This window comes from Shewanella sp. SR44-3 (genome assembly GCF_014163735.1).
Taxonomy (GTDB): Bacteria; Pseudomonadota; Gammaproteobacteria; order Enterobacterales; family Shewanellaceae; genus Shewanella.
Map to the genome: position 1 here is coordinate 114,988 of NZ_JACJDV010000005.1, position 17,620 is coordinate 132,607.

Sequence of the window (17,620 nt, forward strand, 5' to 3'; positions counted from 1 at the left end):
GCTTTTTAGGTTAGTATTTGGGTTAGTCTTTATGTGTTGTTATTTTTTGAGAAAGGATCGCGCTTGAACACCTCACAATCCGTTGCTGTAATTCCTTGGTTAAGCAGTTTTTTACGCCCCTATCGCTGGCGAGTCGTGGCTGCAATCATCTTTTTATTTTTAGGCTCACTGGCGTGGTTATCCCTAGGCCAAGGGGTACGGTTAATGGTGGATGAAGGCTTTATGGCTGACAATGCTGACCGTTTAAATGAAATCATGGTGTTTATTTTACTGATAACCTTAGTCAGCGGCACTGCGGTGTTCTTTCGATTTTATTTAATGACTTGGCTTGGAGAGCGGGTGAGCGCCGATATTCGCTTGACCGTATACCGGCATTTATTGTCGTTATCGCCTAACTTTTTTGCATCCCAGCGCACAGGGGAAGTGATCTCGCGCTTTACCGCCGACACTACTTTGCTGCAAAGCGTGGTGGGGGCCAGTTTATCCATGGCGCTGCGCTCCTGCGTGACTGTGATTGGCGGCATGGTGATGATGGGCTTTACCAGCGTGAAACTCACCTTGTTGGTATTATTGGCGGTGCCATTAGTGTTGGCGCCAGTGGCCATACTCGGTAAAAAAGTGCGTGAGTTATCCCGTAAAAGCCAAGATAAAGTCGGCGATCTCGGGGCCTATATCGATGAAACCTTGCATGAAATCCACACAGTGCAGGCTTACACCCATGAAGATAAAGACAGGCAATTGTTTTCTGAGCGAGTCGAAGCCGTGATGCTGGTGGCCAAAGCTAGAATTGGCTATCGCGCGCTGCTAATTTCATCTGTGATGCTATTGAGCATAGGCGCTATCGCCTGCGTGACTTGGGTGGGCGCCAAAGATGTGGTCAGCGGCGCTATCACAGGCGGCGAGCTGTCGGCTTTTATGTTTTATGCGGTTATGGTTGCAGGGGCCGTGGCGACCATCAGTGAGGTCTTCAGTGAAATTCAGCGCGCCTCCGGCGCCGCCGAGCGTTTAATCGAGCTTGCCAACACCCCAGTGGATTTGCCAGAACTTGAAAGCCCTAAACGTCTGCCAAGCAAAACCGAGCTTAAGTTAAGCGGGGCTCTCAGCCTTGAAAATGTGCACTTCTCTTATCCTTCAAGCCAAGATCAAAAAGCCATTTCAGGGCTTAATTTAACCTTAAAACCTGGAGAGCGAGTCGCCTTGGTTGGCCCAAGTGGCGCAGGCAAGAGCACCTTGTTTGAATTGTTACTGCGCTTTTACCGCCTAGATGCAGGCAGCATTAAACTCGATGGCGTAGATATCGCAGAACTTAGCCTTAAAGAGCTTCGCAGCCAATACGCATTAGTGCCGCAAGAGTCGGTGATTTTTGCCCACAACGTATTGGAAAACGTGCGTTACGGCAGGCCAGATGCTACAGAAGAAGAGGTAATAGCGGCCTGTGAAGCGGCCAAAGCACACGAGTTTATTACAGAATTTAAAGACGGTTACCAAACCTATTTAGGCGAGCGCGGGGTGCGTTTATCCGGCGGTCAAAAGCAGCGTATCGCCATTGCCAGAGCCATACTTGCCGACAGACCTTTGCTATTACTGGATGAAGCCACCAGTGCCTTGGACGCCATTAATGAAGATAAGGTCAAGCAAGCCTTGGATACCTTAATGCAGGGTCGCACCAGTTTAGTTATCGCCCATCGCTTAGCAACGGTTATCAATGTGGATCGCATTATCGTGTTAGATAAAGGCTGCGTAGTCGCCACTGGCAATCATCAAACCTTGATGCAGACCAGTGAGCTGTACCGCGAGTTTGCCAGTTTGCAACTGCTTACTGAGCCTAAGCCTATTCTCGAAGCGCTTTAACGATTTTTTTAGCTAGAGGAGTTTCATATTATGCCGTCACTTGAGCTTAAAGTGCCGCCCGTTGCCGTGATGCTACTTGTGGCACTTCTGATGTGGCTTTCTCTTTGATAACACCTGTAATAGCACTCACATTCTTTGTGCGGCTGTTCATAGGCACCATGTTTGCCGCTGTTGGCATTGCCGTTGCGCTTGCTGGGGTTACATCGTTTATGCGGGCCAATACTACGGTTAATCCCACCACACCAAACTCAGCATCAAGCTTGGTGGATAGCGGAATTTATCGGTTCACTCGCAACCCCATGTATTTAGGATTACTGAGCATGCTGCTTGGCTGGGCCGTGTTTCTTGCCAGCCCTTTGACCTTAATCGGTGCCCTAGTGTTTGTTGTTTATATGAACCGCTTTCAAATTAAACCCAAAGAAAGTGCACTGCTGAATGTGTTTGGCACAGCGTTTTTACAGTACCAAGCCAAAGTGAGACGCTGGCTGTAAATGATGGTTCAACAAGCAGGATTCATCTTGTTGAATCCTGCTTGAGCGCATGTCGAAAGTGGAGTATGTTATTGTTTTATAATGACGAATTCGATTTATTACTATGAGAATAGAATGGAAGAAATAAGAGTAATTATTTTAAGCGTGGTTTCAGGTATTGTAACAGCAGCATTTCTGTATTGGTTTTCTCTAATGATCAAACGGATAATTATTCCTGCTTATCAACGAATTGCCTACAAAGGAATCGACGTGTCTGGCGATTGGTCTGGAGAGTGGAAACACTCTGACCAAATTGCTTTTAATTTTTCAATGTCACTAAAGCAAAATGCACATGATTTAGTCGGAACATTTAATGTGCTAAAGCTAAAAAGTGGTGAGCAAGAAAAGATTACAAACATGACCGTGCAGGGGGAAATTTGGGAAGGATTTTTATCGCTTAAATGTAGAACGATAAGCAATAAAGAATTATCTTTTGGTTCTGCTCTTCTTAAAGTCAACTCATCCACACTTGATGGTAAGTACATTTTCAGAAACCTTGTAAAAGCAGGTGACGAGATCGGCGCATTTAACTTACTTCTTGTGAGACATAATGAAAAGACTTAATAAGCCTCTTTTATCTGATCTCTGGCATCTGTGATACAAAAATACTGCTCAAAGTATAATTTTACGATCCACCCAAATTATATTTGGTACTTACTCTTTAAATCATAGAGTTACACATAAACTGAAAAGGTGAGTTATGAGTGTTTGCGAGACGATCGTCCGACCCACATCTGACTCTGATTTAAATCAAAAGTAAAACGCTACGTGTCGGTGACTTCTTGTAAAACAAATCGACCATGGCAAGCCTATATGGCAGAGTTTCAGTCAATAAGGGCATGAATAAGTTCGCCTTACGAAGGCAGGAAAAGGTGAGTAGCCAATGGCAAATGTATTCTCTGGTGCATAACATTGAAAAATTAAGACATAGTCTGGGTTAATAGACTTTTGGGAGTAATTTGTCGCTGTATTTCCCTCCGTAACCGCCTGCAAAAGTTCATCAAACTCACCAAAACTCGATGCAATAAATATTATCAATGAAAACAGTGGTTTCAGTTGAATGACTACTGAAAGTCAGTTAATGTTTATTTCAATAATAAATTACAAGAAAACGAGTAATTCTACAGGCTCGTTAGAACTCAAGGGAGGACTATGGATCGTTTCGTTGAATCAATAGAAAAAAGTATTGAAATTGAAAATTGGTATGCGGCTTTAACTTTAGCTATTACATTGCCAGATATTTGTGGGCGGCTAAATAATCCTAAGTTGGGTTCCCAAAAGCGTTTTGAAAAATGGTTCAATAAATACATGTACCATCATTATGAAAGTCCTTTTCATGGTGAGGGTTTTACATTTTTATCAGCATCTGATAGTTATGCATTACGTTGTGCGTTTCTTCACGAAGGTACAGATGATGTAACTCGTCAACGGGCTAGAGAAGTTGTATCTAAATTTACATTTTCTACAACAGGCTCACATAAGTGTATGTTTAATGATGTTCTTTTATTAAACCTCCAATCATTTTGTTCTGAGATATGTGAAGGAGTTAGAGCTTGGCAAAAAGAATACGAAAATAATTCTGATGTTGTAAATGGTTTGGCTGAACTGTTAAAAGTACAAACAAAGGGCTTTTCGCCTGCACCTGGGATATTTGTGCAATGAGTTCTAACAAGAAAAGGCAGAGCGACGCCATAAACTGGCACGCTTGCTTTTGGTGTTATATTTCTTATGAGTATCAGCATAATAACTAAACCTGAGGAGAAGCACTTGCCTTGGTGGAAGAGGTCTACTGCGCCGTGGTGGTTAATTCCATTGTTCTTTTGTTACGTTATTTATAACGTGATAACTGTGAATCAAGCTTCTCAAGAAAGCTTCGAAAAATTCAAGTCTGAACTTACTGAAGTTCAAAAACCTATTGAATACTATGTTGTATCCAAAATTACAGAAGAACCAACACCAACCTCTGAAAAGCTAGAAATCACAGGTGAGGCGTTGAGGTGTTTACTAAATGCTTCTGATTCATCAAAGCGTCCACCTTCCAATGAATATGCTACTTTTTTAAGCTTTGAGTTGGCGGGAAATAAAGTTCACCTAGAAGTAAGGCAATACAATCAAATATTTTGGTATATGCCATGGGTTAAACAGGACGTAGGTTATAAAGGTTATGGTTTTACGGCTTCTGGTAAATGCAAAGTGCAAATAGGATACAAAGAAATACAATAAGGATAGGTCGCGCGAAGCCGCGTTCTACTTATGTCCAGAATGAGTCAAGTGTATCTCTTGTTTACGTGAGTAGCCCGGGACCTACCTTTAATAGTGATCTTTCTTAACTAAATGGCAGATCGAGAATACGATCTGTTTGGTGTGGTGTTAAACAGTTCACTTGTGCTTGCGCTTCTTCATCGCTAATTTTAGCTAAGCATTTTTCGCTGGTTAGACGGGCGTTACCCCTAGAAATCTTAATCCAAAACTTACTCATTCGAGCTAAAAGCTTAGTTCGAAAATGTCAAAAAATGAGCTAGTGAATCACTCTGGCCCAGAGTGATTCATGGATACTATTTTAATCAAAAATTGCTTTCAAAGTGATGGTTGAAGTGATGTTAAATGTACAAAGTGCGATTCTGATAGGGACTAACTTAATTAGTTCAAAGGCTCAAGAGGGGCCTTTGAATATTAGTGAGCGGCAAGAGCTGCGTAGATTTTGGGATCATCCTGAATAGTAGCAAGCACTTTTGCTGCTAATCCTGCAGGATTGCGACGTTTGCCCTCCCAGCTTTTAATGGTGTCTAAGCTGACCCCCATCGCGGCAGCAAATTCGACCTGAGTAACCTTAAGTAGATCTTCACGGATTGCCTTAACGTCGGCAACCTCATAACGGGTTATTCTGGCGGTTTTTTTGAGACCATGATGAATTTCTACAGCTTCTTCAAGGGAGGCTTGAAGCTCGTTAAATATACTCATTTTCCCTCTCCTTTAAGTGATTGAACTATTTGTTTTAACTTGGACTTTTCTTCCTCAGTTAGGCTATCTTTAACTGATTTAGGATAAGCTAGCACAAGGTAAATCTTGTCGGCGTGAGTAAGGACGTATAACACCCGTACACTACCACTCTTACCCTTGTTACCTACTGCCATTCTAACCTTTCGTAGGCCGCCCGTACCTCTGATAATATCGCCCTTATCAGGCTGAGCAATAAGCTCTGCTTGCAAATTTTTTAGTTCGTCATCTGTTGCAAGTTCCTTGATCTGTCTTGTAAAGATCGAGGTTTCGACAAACTCAATAGCATGGCTCACTAATCAAAATCCTTATGCCATCTTTTAAGTGTACAGTGTACACCCTTGCATTGCTGTAATCAACACTGGGCCGTTTATCATTGCTATTTAGGATCACTCTTGGGGATACTTTTTTCAATGAAACAGACTTGCCTAGCGTGATTCACTAGCTTATGCAGCTTAACCCTGACATCCCATAATCGCTTTTGGCTAACGGGCTGTCGTCCAAAATGAGTTTGGTCTGAGTACTGGAGATATAGCCTGATAGTAAAGAATGGTTTGTAATCTTCAAGGCTAACAGATACACAAATGCTAAGAGGTGAACCATGCCGCTACACCATAAGAGTTGCGAGCCGACGGTCCGACCCACAGATGACTCTGATTTAACTCTGGTTCAATTCTGGTTTAAATCAAAAGTAAAACGCTGGGTGTCGGTGACTTCTTGTAAAAAATCGACCATAGCGAGCCTGTATGCTGGAGTTTAAGTACTCTCTTAATCGCAATATCTGTCTTGGCAGTATCAATCAGAGGCAAAAAGTAAAAAGCCAACATGGGAATGCTGGCTTTTTCTTTAGGCTTTAAAGTCTAGGCTCTCGTTGCTTTATTGTAAGGGTTCACCAACTACCTAGATTTTTAGATTAGCTTAGCTATTGCTTTGTCTTAGCTCGCGCCTGAGGATTTTTCCCACTGTGCTTTTAGGCAGCTGGGTTTTAAATTCAAAGATCTTAGGTATTTTGTAGCCGGTCAGTTGCTTGCGGCAGTGAGCTTCTATGTCTGCTTTGGCTATTTGAGGGTCTAAGCTTGGGTCCTTGAGCACGATAACAGCTTTGACGGCTTCGCCGCTGTGCTCATCAGGCACGCCGACGACGGCGGCTTCTAATACTAATGGATGGGTGGCGAGGATGTTTTCTACTTCATTGGGGTAGACGTTAAAACCTGAGACTATCACCATGTCTTTTTTGCGATCAACAATAGTGTAAAAACCATCTTCGGAGACCAGCGCGATATCGCCAGTTTTAAAATAACCTTGGTCAGTCATCACTTTGGCCGTTTCAGCGGCTTGCTGCCAATAACCACTCATTACCTGCGGCCCGCGCACCGCAAGCTCGCCTGTGTCGCCCACAGGCACTGGCTTGTCATTGGCATCCAGTATCATCACTTCAGTGGCTATCACTGCCTTGCCTATGGTGCCAAGGCGCTGAAAACCAGAAGCATTAAGGCACACGACTGGGGAGGTTTCAGACAAACCATAACCTTCGCACACCATGCAACCTGTGGTGTGTTGCCATGCATCTGCGGCGGCGCTGGTGAGCGCTGTGCCACCAGAAATGGTGATTTTAAGTTGACTAAAGTCAAGTTTTTTAAAAGCTTCTTGATGACAAAGGGCGACAAACAGGGTGTTAAGACCGGCAAAGCCTGTGAATGGCTGTTTTGCCATAGTGTTGATAAGCCCCGGAATGTCCCTAGGGTTTGGAATAAGCACGCAGCAAGCGCCAGTTTCAAAGTACAGCACCAAATTCACCATAAAGGCGTAAATATGATAAATCGGCAGCGGGGCGATAAATACATCTTCACCTGGCGTCAGGGTATTGGCGATGCGAGATTTTACTTGATAGGCATTAGCCAGCATATTGCCGTGACTGAGCATGGCGCCTTTTGATAACCCTGTGGTGCCGCCTGTGTATTGCAGTGCGGCCAAAGCAGTTTGCTGTGGATAAACCGGGGCGAACTCAAGCTCGGCGCCTTGTTTAAGCAGACTTAAAAACTCTATAGTGTCGATATTGGTTTTAGGCTGAACTTGGGGCGCCAGCATATCGGCGGCGTGGGTTGAAATGACGTATTGTATTGGCGTGCTGGCGACCACTTTTGCAAGAATAGGCAGTAAGTCTGACAGCACCACCACAGCTTTTGCGCCTGAGTCGTTAAATTGGTGGATAAGCTCTCGCTCTGTGTATTGTGGGTTAGTGTTTACTAGCACCATACCTGCGCGGATAACTCCGTAGGCGGCAATAACAAATTGAGTAATGTTGGGCAGCTGAATGGCGACTCTGTCACCAGGTTGTAAATCGGTTTTATTCTGTAAGTAAGATGCAAAATAACGTGAGCTTTGCTCTATGTCGTTAAAACTGCTGGGTTTGTCTAAACAGAGGTAAGCGGTTTTATCGCCATAGCGTTTTGTTGTTTGCTCTATCAAGTCAACAAGGGAAGTGTACTGAGATAAATCTACTTGAGTTTGAGCATCATACGTCATGTTATCACCTTAAAGTGCTTTTGATTATTATGTTAACAGTGTCACCTTAGAGTAGTGTGCTTTGCTAGTTAGGGTCAATGGTATTTCATCGTAATGGATTGACTCAATAAAAATGGACAGCCTAGGCTATCCATTTTCATTGAGTACCAACAAGCAGTAGAGATAACTATGAGCTTGGGCTAAAGAAGCTGCTACTCTGAGTCACGTTTTGTTTTGGGTTGTTGATATCAATAACACTGAATTGAAGTGTTTCTCGGCCATGGATTAAGTCTGCTAATTTAGCTTTCACTGTGATTGGGTATTCGAGTTGCTCGGCGGCAGAGACGTGGATAACACTCGGGCTCATTAATTCAAATAACTCAGGCTTATCTAAGCTGATGCGGTAGTGTTTCAGCGTTTGGGTTTTGTTGCGTATTCTTAGTTGATAGGTGTTTTCTATCTCAGCAACGCTCACTTCGCGGTAAAGGCTTTGGCGGTCACGAAGAATATTAAACTGAATTTCACTGATGCTGGATAAATCCACTAAAGTCACAATCACAAACGTCACTAAAGCAAGGCCATAGGATACAAATCGGCCAGAACGCCACACGGGTTTAGCTTCACCTTTGAGTTCATTTTCACTGATAAAACTAATCAGGTTTGGCTGATAGCCAAATTGATCCATGGTTTGGTTACAAGCATCGACGCAGGCGCCGCAGTTAATGCATTCATATTGCAGGCCGTTACGTATATCTATGCCCGTGGGGCAAACATCGACGCACAGATTACAATCAACGCAATCACCGAGCTCGGTAGCTTGATTACGCTTACGTGGGCCACGGCTTTCACCGCGGGCGGCATCATAAGTGACAGTTTTAGTACTGCCATCAAACATTACCGCCTGAAAGCGTGAATAAGGGCAGCAATGCAGGCACATTTGCTCGCGCATCCAACCAGCGTTTAAATAGGTGCAAATGGCGAAAAACCACACCCAACTGCTCACCCAGAAACTGGCATTTAGGCTGAAAATATCTAAGTATAATTCCCGCGCTGGCACAAAGTAGCCGATAAAGCCGCAGCCTGTCAGTAAGGCGACTAAGGCCCATAAGCCGTGTTTACTGCTCCGTTTAAGGATTTTATTGCTGGTCCATGGGGCTTTATCTAACAGTTTGCGTTTATTGCTGCTGCCTTCAATGCGAGATTCAATCCACACGTACATAAAGGTCCAAGCAGTTTGCGGGCATAAAAACCCGCACCAGACTCGGCCCCAAAATACGGTAATAAAAAACAAGCCAAAGGCTGCGGCAATCAATACCCAAGCCAGCAAGGTAAAATCTTGAGGCCAAAGGGTCAGTGAGAAGAAGTGAAATTGCTGTTTATCGACATCAAATAGGATGGCTTGCCGCCCCTGATAATTAATGAAAGGGATCATGAAAAAAATCAGCACCAGTAAGCTGTTCAGTAAGCTTCTTAGCTGCTGAAAAGGACCTTTTTGTTCACGAAATTGGATTTTACTCTTATTGCTTGGCGATGACTCAAGCTTAGATTTCGACGGGTTAAGCTTAATTGGCGTCTCGGGCGACTCAATTTGGACTACGGCTATTCTCTGTGAATTAGCTTGGGAGGACTCTGGTACTGGGCTCGACATGCAGGTTACCTAAAAATGAAACAACATGCTGGTAAAGCAAGAGCTAGGCCAATCCGATTGGTTATTTATCTATATGAATTTTAATGGTATTCATAAATGCAATTGTTTTGCGCTCCACGATATATCGTCATCTGTCGATATATCGTGACTTTGGCCTCTAGTGTTTACCACAAGTCTGCACCATGGTTAAGGTGTAGCATGGTTGTTTACTGTCCGGTTCTGGCCAATCTATGGTCGTAAAATGCCAAGTTTTTGCATTTTAGAACGTAAAGTACTTGGCGGTAACCCCAGTATTTTTGCGGCGCCTTGAGGGCCTGATATTTTCCAATTCAACGCAATCAAGGTGTGCTTAATATGGTTGGCCTGAGCCGTGGCTAGGCTCACTAGGCTATCCTCTACTAACAGAGCGTTGTTTGCAGGCATAGCGTTAATTTCAAGCATGTTTCCTTGAGATAAAATGGCCTCTCGTTCGAGAATGTTTTGCAGCTCCCTGACATTGCCAGGCCAATGATAAGCTTTGAGCTTGTTGAGACCTTTAGCGTTTATTCCCTGAATTTTTTTAGCGAGCTTTTTGTTTAAGCTTTGCAGCATATGCTGGGCTAGCTCGTCGATATCATCTAGGCGCTCACGAAGGGCGGGCACGTTAATCGGGAACACATTGAGCCGATAGTAGAGATCCATTCTGAATAGACCTTGTTCGACCCGCTTCAGTAAATCATGGTGGCTGGCTGCAATTAAGCGAATATCTACTTTTATGGTTTCACTGCCCCCAAGCCGTTGAAATTCTTGCTCTTGAATAACCCTCAATAGCTTGGATTGCGCTTCTGGGGTGAGTTCAGCAACTTCATCAAGAAACAGCGTGCCCAAGTGTGCCAATTCAAATTTACCCTTACGCTTACTGCTGGCACCGGTAAAAGCGCCTTTCTCATGGCCAAAAAGCTCACTTTCTAGTAGCGAGGGGGAAAATGCGGCGCAATTAACGCTGATCATGGGTTTGTCTCGTCGGCGGCTTTGCTGGTGCAAGTTGCGGGCGACGAGCTCTTTTCCTGTGCCATTCTCACCGCAAATAAGCACAGTACTGTCTGTGTTAGCTACAAGCGCAATTTGTTGCAGCATGTGCTGAATCACTTGGCTACTGCCTGCGATACCAGTACTGCCATTAGTGTCAGCAAGGGCTTGTTGCAGATAGTGGTTTTCTTGAGTGAGTTGTTCAGACAAGGCTTGAACTTGACTAAGAGCTTGCCTTAATGCGTGCTCAGTTTGCTTTTGCATGCTTATGTCACGAAATATCGCGATCACGCCAACCAACAGCTTATCCTGATAGACGGGAGTTGAGCTGTAAAATACTGGAAAGCAGCTACCGTCTTTACGCCAAAACACATCATGGTTAACTTCACGGGCAATACCATCCTTAAGGGTTTGGTATATGGGGCAGCTTTCCTGCGGGTAAGGGCTGCCATCAGCATGACTATGATGGTGGCAGTTATGGATATTTTTCCCTAATAATTCAGCATTACGCCATCCAGTCATTTGCTCAGCAGCGCGGTTAATAAACACCGCATTACCTTGTAAGTCGAAGCCGTAAATTCCTTCGCCTACGGCATCGAGTAGTAAGGTGTTCTCTGGTAAGAAATGTGCTGTGGGACTGGGTTGAGTACGACTGAACATAAGGCAAGACTATCCGAGGGAAGCGATTGATGACGACAGTATAGCCTTTAGCGAAAACTAACGAAATATCGTGTTGTAGTTTACATTTTAGCTATCGCTAATTCAGCATGCTTTATGCTTGATTAACAAGATTTTTTGTCAAAGTGAGAAAAAAGATTGAAATTAATATGTGATCTAAGTCACTGATATTAATGCCATCACATCAGCGATGATTGATTAATTGTTATTTAATGTTGGATCTTGTTTTAAATATGTTATAGAAATGTTCTTGTTGTGGCGTTTAGTCATTCGTGGGTTGTACTCTTTTTCTTTAAGCTCAGACACATGGGTAGGTTAAGGGACAATTATTGAAAAAATAATAAGCAGTGAGAGCATAGATGATGACCAAAAAGAAAAATAATTTTGATTTAAGCAGCTTGAGTTTAGCGGTTTCTTTAGCCTTAACAGGCACTTTATTGAGTACAGGTGCATACGCTGCCGATGAAGAAACTGACACTAAAGCGAAAAAAGACAATGTTGAAAAAATTGCAGTTGTAGGCACCCGTGCCGCCCCTCGATCAATTGGTGACTCCCCCGTTCCTATTGACATCATTAGCAGTGATGACCTAAAGAAAAATGGCTCTACAGATATGATTGATATGTTAGTCACTTCTGTGCCTTCTTTTAACTCTCGCGCCCAGCCTATTAGTGATGCCGCAACTCTTATTCGTCCGGTGAATTTACGTGGACTCCCTTCAGATAGCACCTTAATTTTAGTCAATGGTAAACGTCGTCACCGCGCTTCTGTTATTGCTTTTCAAGGCGGTGGTATTAATGACGGTGCCCAGGGGCCTGATATCTCAGTTATTCCAAGCTCAGCCTTAAAGCAGGTTGAAGTATTACGTGATGGTGCCGCGGCGCAGTACGGTTCAGATGCTATCGCAGGTGTAATGAATTTTGTATTAAAAGATGATCGTGAAGGTGGCTCACTGACTTATTCAAAAGGTGAGTATTACGAGGGAGATGGTACTTCAACCACTATAGATGGCAATATTGGCTTACCTCTTACTGAAGATGGCTTTATTAATATTAGTGGTCAATACAAAATGGCTGATGCTACCAGTCGTAGTGTTCAGCGTCCTGATGCAGCAGCCTTAGCCGCTGCGGGAAATAGCTATATTCAAGATCCAGCACAGACTTGGGGTAATCCTGAGCTTAGTGATGACTTTTCGGTATTTGTTAACTCTGGCTTAGAGCTTAACGATACAACTCGCTTGTATGCATTTGGTAACATGTCTTCACGTAATGCTGTTGGAGGGTTTTATTACCGTAACCCCCATAATCGTGGGCAAGTGTACTCAAATGATGAAGGTAAAACCTTATTAGTGGGGGCTGTTAACGGTATTCAGTCAAGTTGTGCGCCAGTTGCTGCTAATGTGCCTAACGTGCTTGCGACTCAAGCTTATAAAGACATGGTTGCTGACCAGAACTGCTTCTCAATGAACCAGATCCGTCCGGGCGGCTATACACCTCAATTTGCTGGTAAGATAGAAGATAGTTCTTTTGTGGCAGGTATTAAAGGTGAGCTAGGTGAGTGGAGTTATGATGCCAGTGCGGGCACAGGTAATAACCAAGCAAGCTTCGGTCTAAAAAATTCATTAAACCCATCTCTAGGTTTAGAAACTCCAACGGATTTTGATACTGGTGCTTATACACAAAATGAGTCCAGCATTAACATTGATTTCTCCCGCTTTGTTAATATTGGCTCTATTGAAGATGTAAGCTTTGCCACAGGATTTGAATGGCGCGAAGAGTCATTTAAGATTACTCAAGGCGATGAGGCATCTTGGGTTGCTGGTCCCTATGCTGAGCAAGGATTTAATATAGGTTCACACGGTTTTAAAGGGTTTGGTCCTGAGTCTGCGGGGAAAAATACTCGTAATAACATAGGTCTTTATACTGACGTTGAAGCATATTTGAATGATGACTGGTTACTTGGTGTTGCACTACGTTATGAGGACTTTTCAACCTTCGGCGATACTTTAAACTATAAAATTACAGCGCAATATATCGCTACAGATGAATTGTCATTCCGCGCTTCGCACAGTACTGGTTTCCGGGCTCCGACGGTAGGTCAGGAAAACGTAGTTAATACACAGACTAAGATCTTAAATGGTGATTTAGTACAGAGCTTCATTGCACCACCTTCTGATCCTTTAGCGCAATTTTATGGTGCTAAAGTACTGCAACCAGAAGAGTCTGTTAGCTATGCTGTAGGCTTGGTGTATGAGTACGAAGATTTTTTCCTCACTTTAGACTATTACAATATTGAAGTTGAAGGGCGCCTAGCGCAGACCAGTGATATCGATGTGAGGCCACAAGATTATGCAGCGTTAAGGGCCGCTGGTGTGGAGTTCCCTGAGTTGATTTCTACAGTGACATATTATGCTAATGATTTTGATACTACGACTCAAGGTATCGATATTGTTGCTAACTACAATATGGAAGTTTTTTCTGGTGATGCTAAGTTAAGTTTGGCTTATGGCTGGACAGACACTAGTGTCGATAAGTTCAATGCAGATACTACAACACCTTTTAAGGTGCGTCGTTTAGAAGATGGCATTCCAGCACATCGCGCAACGTTAACTTGGGCCCAGTCTTGGGATGACTTAAGTATGTCCGTCCGTGGTAACTATTTTGGTGAATACTTTGCAACTCATGCCGACAGCGAAGATGCTGGTTGGTCTGAAGATGTTGGCTCTGCTATGACCTTAGATTTAGAGTTCAGTTATGCATTAAACGATGCGATTACTCTATCAGTAGGTGCTAATAATCTCTTTGATAAAGAAGCGCAAAAGCTACAAGATGATGTACTGGGCGCAGTTGGCGGCGTGTACTATGAAAGTGGTCCATACGACTATAACGGTGGTTTCTACTACGGCCGTGTAAATTACCGCTTCTAATTTAATGTTACTAAATTGCTCGTTAAATTAATGCCTATAAAAAACCAGCCAAAATTGGCTGGTTTTTTTATGGCCCTTTACTGGATAATGTACAGTTCATAAGATTATTGAAATTGAGAGTGTAAATGAGCATTGATACTTGGTTGGGGCTATTGGCCATTTGTTGTTTAGGGGCCATGTCACCGGGACCGAGCTTGGCTATGGTTGTGCGCCATACCCTTTCGGGTGGTCGATTACATGGCATAGTTTGCGCTTGGGCGCACTCAATAGGGATAGGTTTCTATGCATTAGTGACCTTGTTAGGTTTAGGCGTAGTACTTAAAGAGGCGCCTTTAGTATTTAACATTATTGCTATATTAGGGGCGTTGTATTTGGCCTGGCTTGGGTTGCAGGCATTAGGCTCTAAAGGTGCGTCAGAACAAAAATTGGAAGCTAGGTCCCAGAGCGGCTTATTAGTAGCGGCCCGAGATGGCTTAGGGATTTCGTTATTTAATCCTAAAATTTTGTTATTTTTTCTCGCTCTGTTTAGTCAATTTGTGCTGGCAGCCAACACCGCTTCTGGGCAGTTACTGATAGTAGCAACGCCGCTTATTATCGACGGGCTTTGGTACACAGTAATCGCTATGTTGTTGTCCCATGGTTCTGTGTTGCCTAAATTAAGGGCTAAGTCGGCCTTGATTGATAAGGTATCAGGCATAGTATTGATTGTATTAGCAATTAATGTTCTTTATCGTTTGTTTTAGTTCGATTTCTTAGGGCGTAGTTATTGCTTAAGGCTTAGGGAGGCATGTGTATGAAATCTTGGCAGGCATTGATTGATCTGGAACAAAGTAAAGATTATTTTCAAGCCCTGGATGCTAAAGTCGCTGGGGCGCGAGCAAAAGGGATTCAAGTATTTCCACCTAGTGAAGAAGTGTTTGAGGCGTTTAAGAAAACCCCTTTCGATAAAGTCAAAGTGGTGATTTTAGGGCAAGATCCTTATCATGGAAAAGGGCAAGCTCACGGCTTATGTTTCTCGGTTTCTAACGGTATTAAGATCCCCCCCTCTTTGGCCAATATTTATAAAGAATTAGCAGACGATATTGAAGGCTTTAGTGTGCCAGAACAGGGCGATTTGAGGGCTTGGGCAGATCAAGGGATATTGCTGCTAAATACTGTATTGACGGTTGAAGAAGGTAAGGCGCATTCCCATGCTAAATGGGGCTGGGAACGCTTTACCGATGAAGTATTAATAGCCCTCAATGAGCGTGATGCGCCAGTTATATTTGTACTTTGGGGCGCGCATGCCATTAAAAAAGGTAAGGTAATTACCGCGTCTCAACATACTATTTTGCAGGGGCCTCATCCATCACCACTTTCGGCATATCGAGGTTTTTTCGGTTGTAAACACTTCTCTGCCATTAATGCGTTGTTGATTAAACAAGGCGAAAAAACGATAGATTGGCAAGTGTAAGTGGCTTAGCCCCGAGTTAGAGCCAAACTAGCAACGACTAATGACAAAAAGGCCTAGGGCCTGTTGATCTTTGCTGGTTGAATTTTGTTCGAGTTAAAAACGTTTTAATCGAGGCGAATGGATTGAAGCCTAGTCATCTAAGCAAAATCTATTCAACAAAGAGTAAAAGGTTTTTAGCCGAACCCTTTGGGCGGCGTTTGTTGGCCATTTCTACAGCGTTATCGACTTTTTATGTAGAATAACTACACTTCAAAGTCTCTGCCTTGTATAAATGGCCAACAATTCGCTGCAAAAACAACCTTGAAAGATCAACAGGCCCTAGATAATGAGTTATCTAGGCCTTTTTATGTTTGGGGTTTATATCAGCGCATTAGCTCGGTTTAGTTATTACGATTTACCGCGATATTAGCCAAGGATATTAGCGCGTCCTTATACGGACTAGCCTTAATGCAAGATAACGCTGCTATGGCCTTCTCAGCTTCTCCTATGGCTTTATTTTTGGTGTACTCTAATGCACCTGAATCAGTTAAGGCGTTAACTATCTCATTGATAGCCTGAGTGCCGTCCCCTTGTTCAATCGCATGCTTAATTAATGCTTTGGCCTGGTTGCTACCGTGCTCCATGGCAAAAATAAGCGGCAGAGTGGGTTTTCCTTCTGCTAGGTCATCGCCGATATTCTTGCCTAACTCGTCGCTACTGGCGGTGTAGTCAAGTAAATCATCAGTTAATTGAAATGCGGTACCCAAAAATTTGCCGTACTCACCCAGTGCCGTTTGTTCAGTTTCACTGGCTCCAGCTAATACACCGGCAAGCAAAGTTGCCGCTTCAAATAATTTAGCTGTTTTACAGTAAATTACCCGCATGTAATTGTCTTCTGTGGTGTCAGGATCATTGCAATTCATTAACTGCAATACTTCCCCTTCTGCCAACACATTGGTGGTGTTAGCCAACACTTTTAGTACATGCAGGCTATCGAGCTCAGTCATCATCTGGAATGAGCGAGTGTAGAGGAAATCCCCCACGAGTACGCTGGCGCTATTACCAAAGAGTGCGTTAGCGGTTTCACGGCCGCGACGCAATAGGGATTCATCGACAACATCATCATGGAGTAAAGACGCAGTATGGATAAACTCAACAATAGCGGCCAGTTTTAAGTGTTTGTCACCTTCATAACCCATTGCCCTTGAAGCCAATACGGTTAATAGGGGGCGAAGACGTTTACCACCGCTTTTGATGATGTAAAACGCTAATTGATTGATCAGGGCAACATCAGATTCAAGTTGTTGGTATATTAGCTGATCAACTGCTTTCATATCAGTGTCAGCCAGTTCACGAATGGCGTTTAAATCCATGGTAGTCTCTGGTAATTTTTAGGCGATGGGGTAACAATTGCTATTGACCCCAGTTTATATTGTTTATAATGCCGTCAGTAATATAATCACATTTGCAGTGACAGATTTCCTGCTAGGATAACATCCTTCAATGTCAGGAAATTGCGATAAGGCAAATTTTACCTAATATTCTTGCACATGACAGCATTTGTTAACATAAGTGACGTAGCGATTATGGCTTTTTTTATTGTTTTACATTTAAGTCTTGCCAGTTCAATGTTCTTCGCGTAAACTCCGCGCCCATTGTCATTAAAGTTTTTTTAGCACTCATGCCTCACCTGATGTGAGCTGATGTGTTAGTCATTTGGAGTGAAATAGCTATGTACGCTGTTTTTCAAAGTGGCGGTAAGCAACACCGTGTTGCCGAAGGTCATACAGTTCGTTTAGAGAAATTAGAAGTTGCTACTGGTTCAACCGTAGAATTCGATCAAGTGTTATTGATCGCTGACGGCGAGACAGTACATGTTGGTGCTCCTTTAGTTGCTGGCGGTAAAGTCGTAGCTGAAGTTGTTAGCCACGGTCGCGGCGAAAAGGTAACTATCGTTAAGTTCCGTCGTCGTAAGCATCACGATAAGAAGATGGGCCATCGTCAATGGTTCACCGAAGTTAAAATCACAGCGATCAACGCTTAATTT

The 17,620-nt window shown here is 43.4% G+C and carries 15 protein-coding genes; 9 read left to right on the top strand and 6 right to left on the bottom strand.

The genetic code is table 11. The features are described 5' to 3' along the window. The first annotated feature begins 63 nt into the window (after window positions 1–63). The 5 genes from H5073_RS04665 to H5073_RS04690 all read left to right on the top strand — a co-directional run bounded on the left by H5073_RS04665 (window position 64) and on the right by H5073_RS04690 (window position 4,604). Window positions 64–1,851: an ABC transporter transmembrane domain-containing protein gene (locus tag H5073_RS04665; RefSeq protein ID WP_182677463.1), complete on the top strand. Its 1,788-nt coding sequence runs from the start codon at window positions 64–66 to the stop codon at window positions 1,849–1,851. A 104-nt stretch (window positions 1,852–1,955) separates the two neighbouring features. Next, the gene (locus tag H5073_RS04670) at window positions 1,956–2,342 is read left to right on the top strand and encodes an isoprenylcysteine carboxylmethyltransferase family protein (protein WP_259394822.1); all 387 of its coding nucleotides are present in this window, start codon (window positions 1,956–1,958) and stop codon (window positions 2,340–2,342) included. Between the two features lie 114 nt (window positions 2,343–2,456). Further along, complete coding sequence (locus H5073_RS04675; protein ID WP_182677465.1) at window positions 2,457–2,945, top strand: hypothetical protein; 489 nt, start codon at window positions 2,457–2,459, stop codon at window positions 2,943–2,945. A 588-nt stretch (window positions 2,946–3,533) separates the two neighbouring features. Then, window positions 3,534–4,043 carry a hypothetical protein gene (locus H5073_RS04685; RefSeq protein WP_182677466.1) on the top strand — a complete coding sequence of 170 codons (510 nt, stop codon included), beginning with the start codon at window positions 3,534–3,536 and terminating at the stop codon, window positions 4,041–4,043. Window positions 4,044–4,229: 186 nt separating this feature from the next. Further along, window positions 4,230–4,604 carry a hypothetical protein gene (locus H5073_RS04690; RefSeq protein ID WP_182677468.1) on the top strand — a complete coding sequence of 125 codons (375 nt, stop codon included), beginning with the start codon at window positions 4,230–4,232 and terminating at the stop codon, window positions 4,602–4,604. Between the two features lie 450 nt (window positions 4,605–5,054). Here H5073_RS04690 and nadS read toward each other — a convergent pair whose 3' ends face one another. The 5 genes from nadS to H5073_RS04715 form a co-directional block, all read right to left on the bottom strand. Beyond that, a complete protein-coding gene (gene nadS / locus H5073_RS04695) occupies window positions 5,055–5,342 on the bottom strand; it encodes a NadS family protein (RefSeq protein ID WP_182677470.1) in 288 nt (95 codons plus the stop codon). Beyond that, window positions 5,339–5,662, bottom strand: coding sequence for a type II toxin-antitoxin system RelE/ParE family toxin (locus tag H5073_RS04700; protein ID WP_310734227.1), 324 nt, complete (start codon window positions 5,660–5,662; stop codon window positions 5,339–5,341). Before H5073_RS04700 ends, nadS begins: the two co-directional genes overlap by 4 nt. A gap of 634 nt (window positions 5,663–6,296) precedes the next feature. Further along, window positions 6,297–7,904 (bottom strand): AMP-binding protein, encoded by a 1,608-nt coding sequence (locus H5073_RS04705; RefSeq protein WP_182677474.1) that lies wholly within the window; start codon window positions 7,902–7,904, stop codon window positions 6,297–6,299. 166 nt (window positions 7,905–8,070) lie between these two features. Next, on the bottom strand, window positions 8,071–9,531 hold the full coding sequence (ccoG, locus tag H5073_RS04710) for a cytochrome c oxidase accessory protein CcoG (protein WP_182677475.1): 1,461 nt from the start codon (window positions 9,529–9,531) through the stop codon (window positions 8,071–8,073). Between the two features lie 228 nt (window positions 9,532–9,759). Then, entirely contained in the window at window positions 9,760–11,199 is a 1,440-nt protein-coding gene (locus tag H5073_RS04715; protein ID WP_182677477.1) for a sigma-54-dependent Fis family transcriptional regulator, read from the bottom strand. Window positions 11,200–11,576: 377 nt separating this feature from the next. Here H5073_RS04715 and H5073_RS04720 point away from each other — a divergent pair, with 377 nt between their 5' ends. From H5073_RS04720 to ung, 3 genes are all read left to right on the top strand, one after another. Beyond that, window positions 11,577–14,141 carry a TonB-dependent siderophore receptor gene (locus H5073_RS04720; RefSeq protein ID WP_182677479.1) on the top strand — a complete coding sequence of 855 codons (2,565 nt, stop codon included), beginning with the start codon at window positions 11,577–11,579 and terminating at the stop codon, window positions 14,139–14,141. 125 nt (window positions 14,142–14,266) lie between these two features. Further along, entirely contained in the window at window positions 14,267–14,884 is a 618-nt protein-coding gene (locus H5073_RS04725; protein WP_182677481.1) for a LysE family translocator, read from the top strand. A 44-nt stretch (window positions 14,885–14,928) separates the two neighbouring features. Further along, window positions 14,929–15,594 carry a uracil-DNA glycosylase gene (gene ung / locus H5073_RS04730; RefSeq protein WP_182677483.1) on the top strand — a complete coding sequence of 222 codons (666 nt, stop codon included), beginning with the start codon at window positions 14,929–14,931 and terminating at the stop codon, window positions 15,592–15,594. Window positions 15,595–15,974: 380 nt separating this feature from the next. On the opposite strand, the gene ispB is transcribed toward ung, so the two are convergent. Further along, window positions 15,975–16,946 (bottom strand): octaprenyl diphosphate synthase, encoded by a 972-nt coding sequence (gene ispB, locus H5073_RS04735; RefSeq protein WP_182677485.1) that lies wholly within the window; start codon window positions 16,944–16,946, stop codon window positions 15,975–15,977. Window positions 16,947–17,305: 359 nt separating this feature from the next. On the opposite strand from ispB, the gene rplU reads away from it, so the two are divergent. Beyond that, window positions 17,306–17,617, top strand: coding sequence for a 50S ribosomal protein L21 (gene rplU, locus H5073_RS04740; protein ID WP_011790452.1), 312 nt, complete (start codon window positions 17,306–17,308; stop codon window positions 17,615–17,617). Window positions 17,618–17,620: the final 3 nt, after the last annotated feature.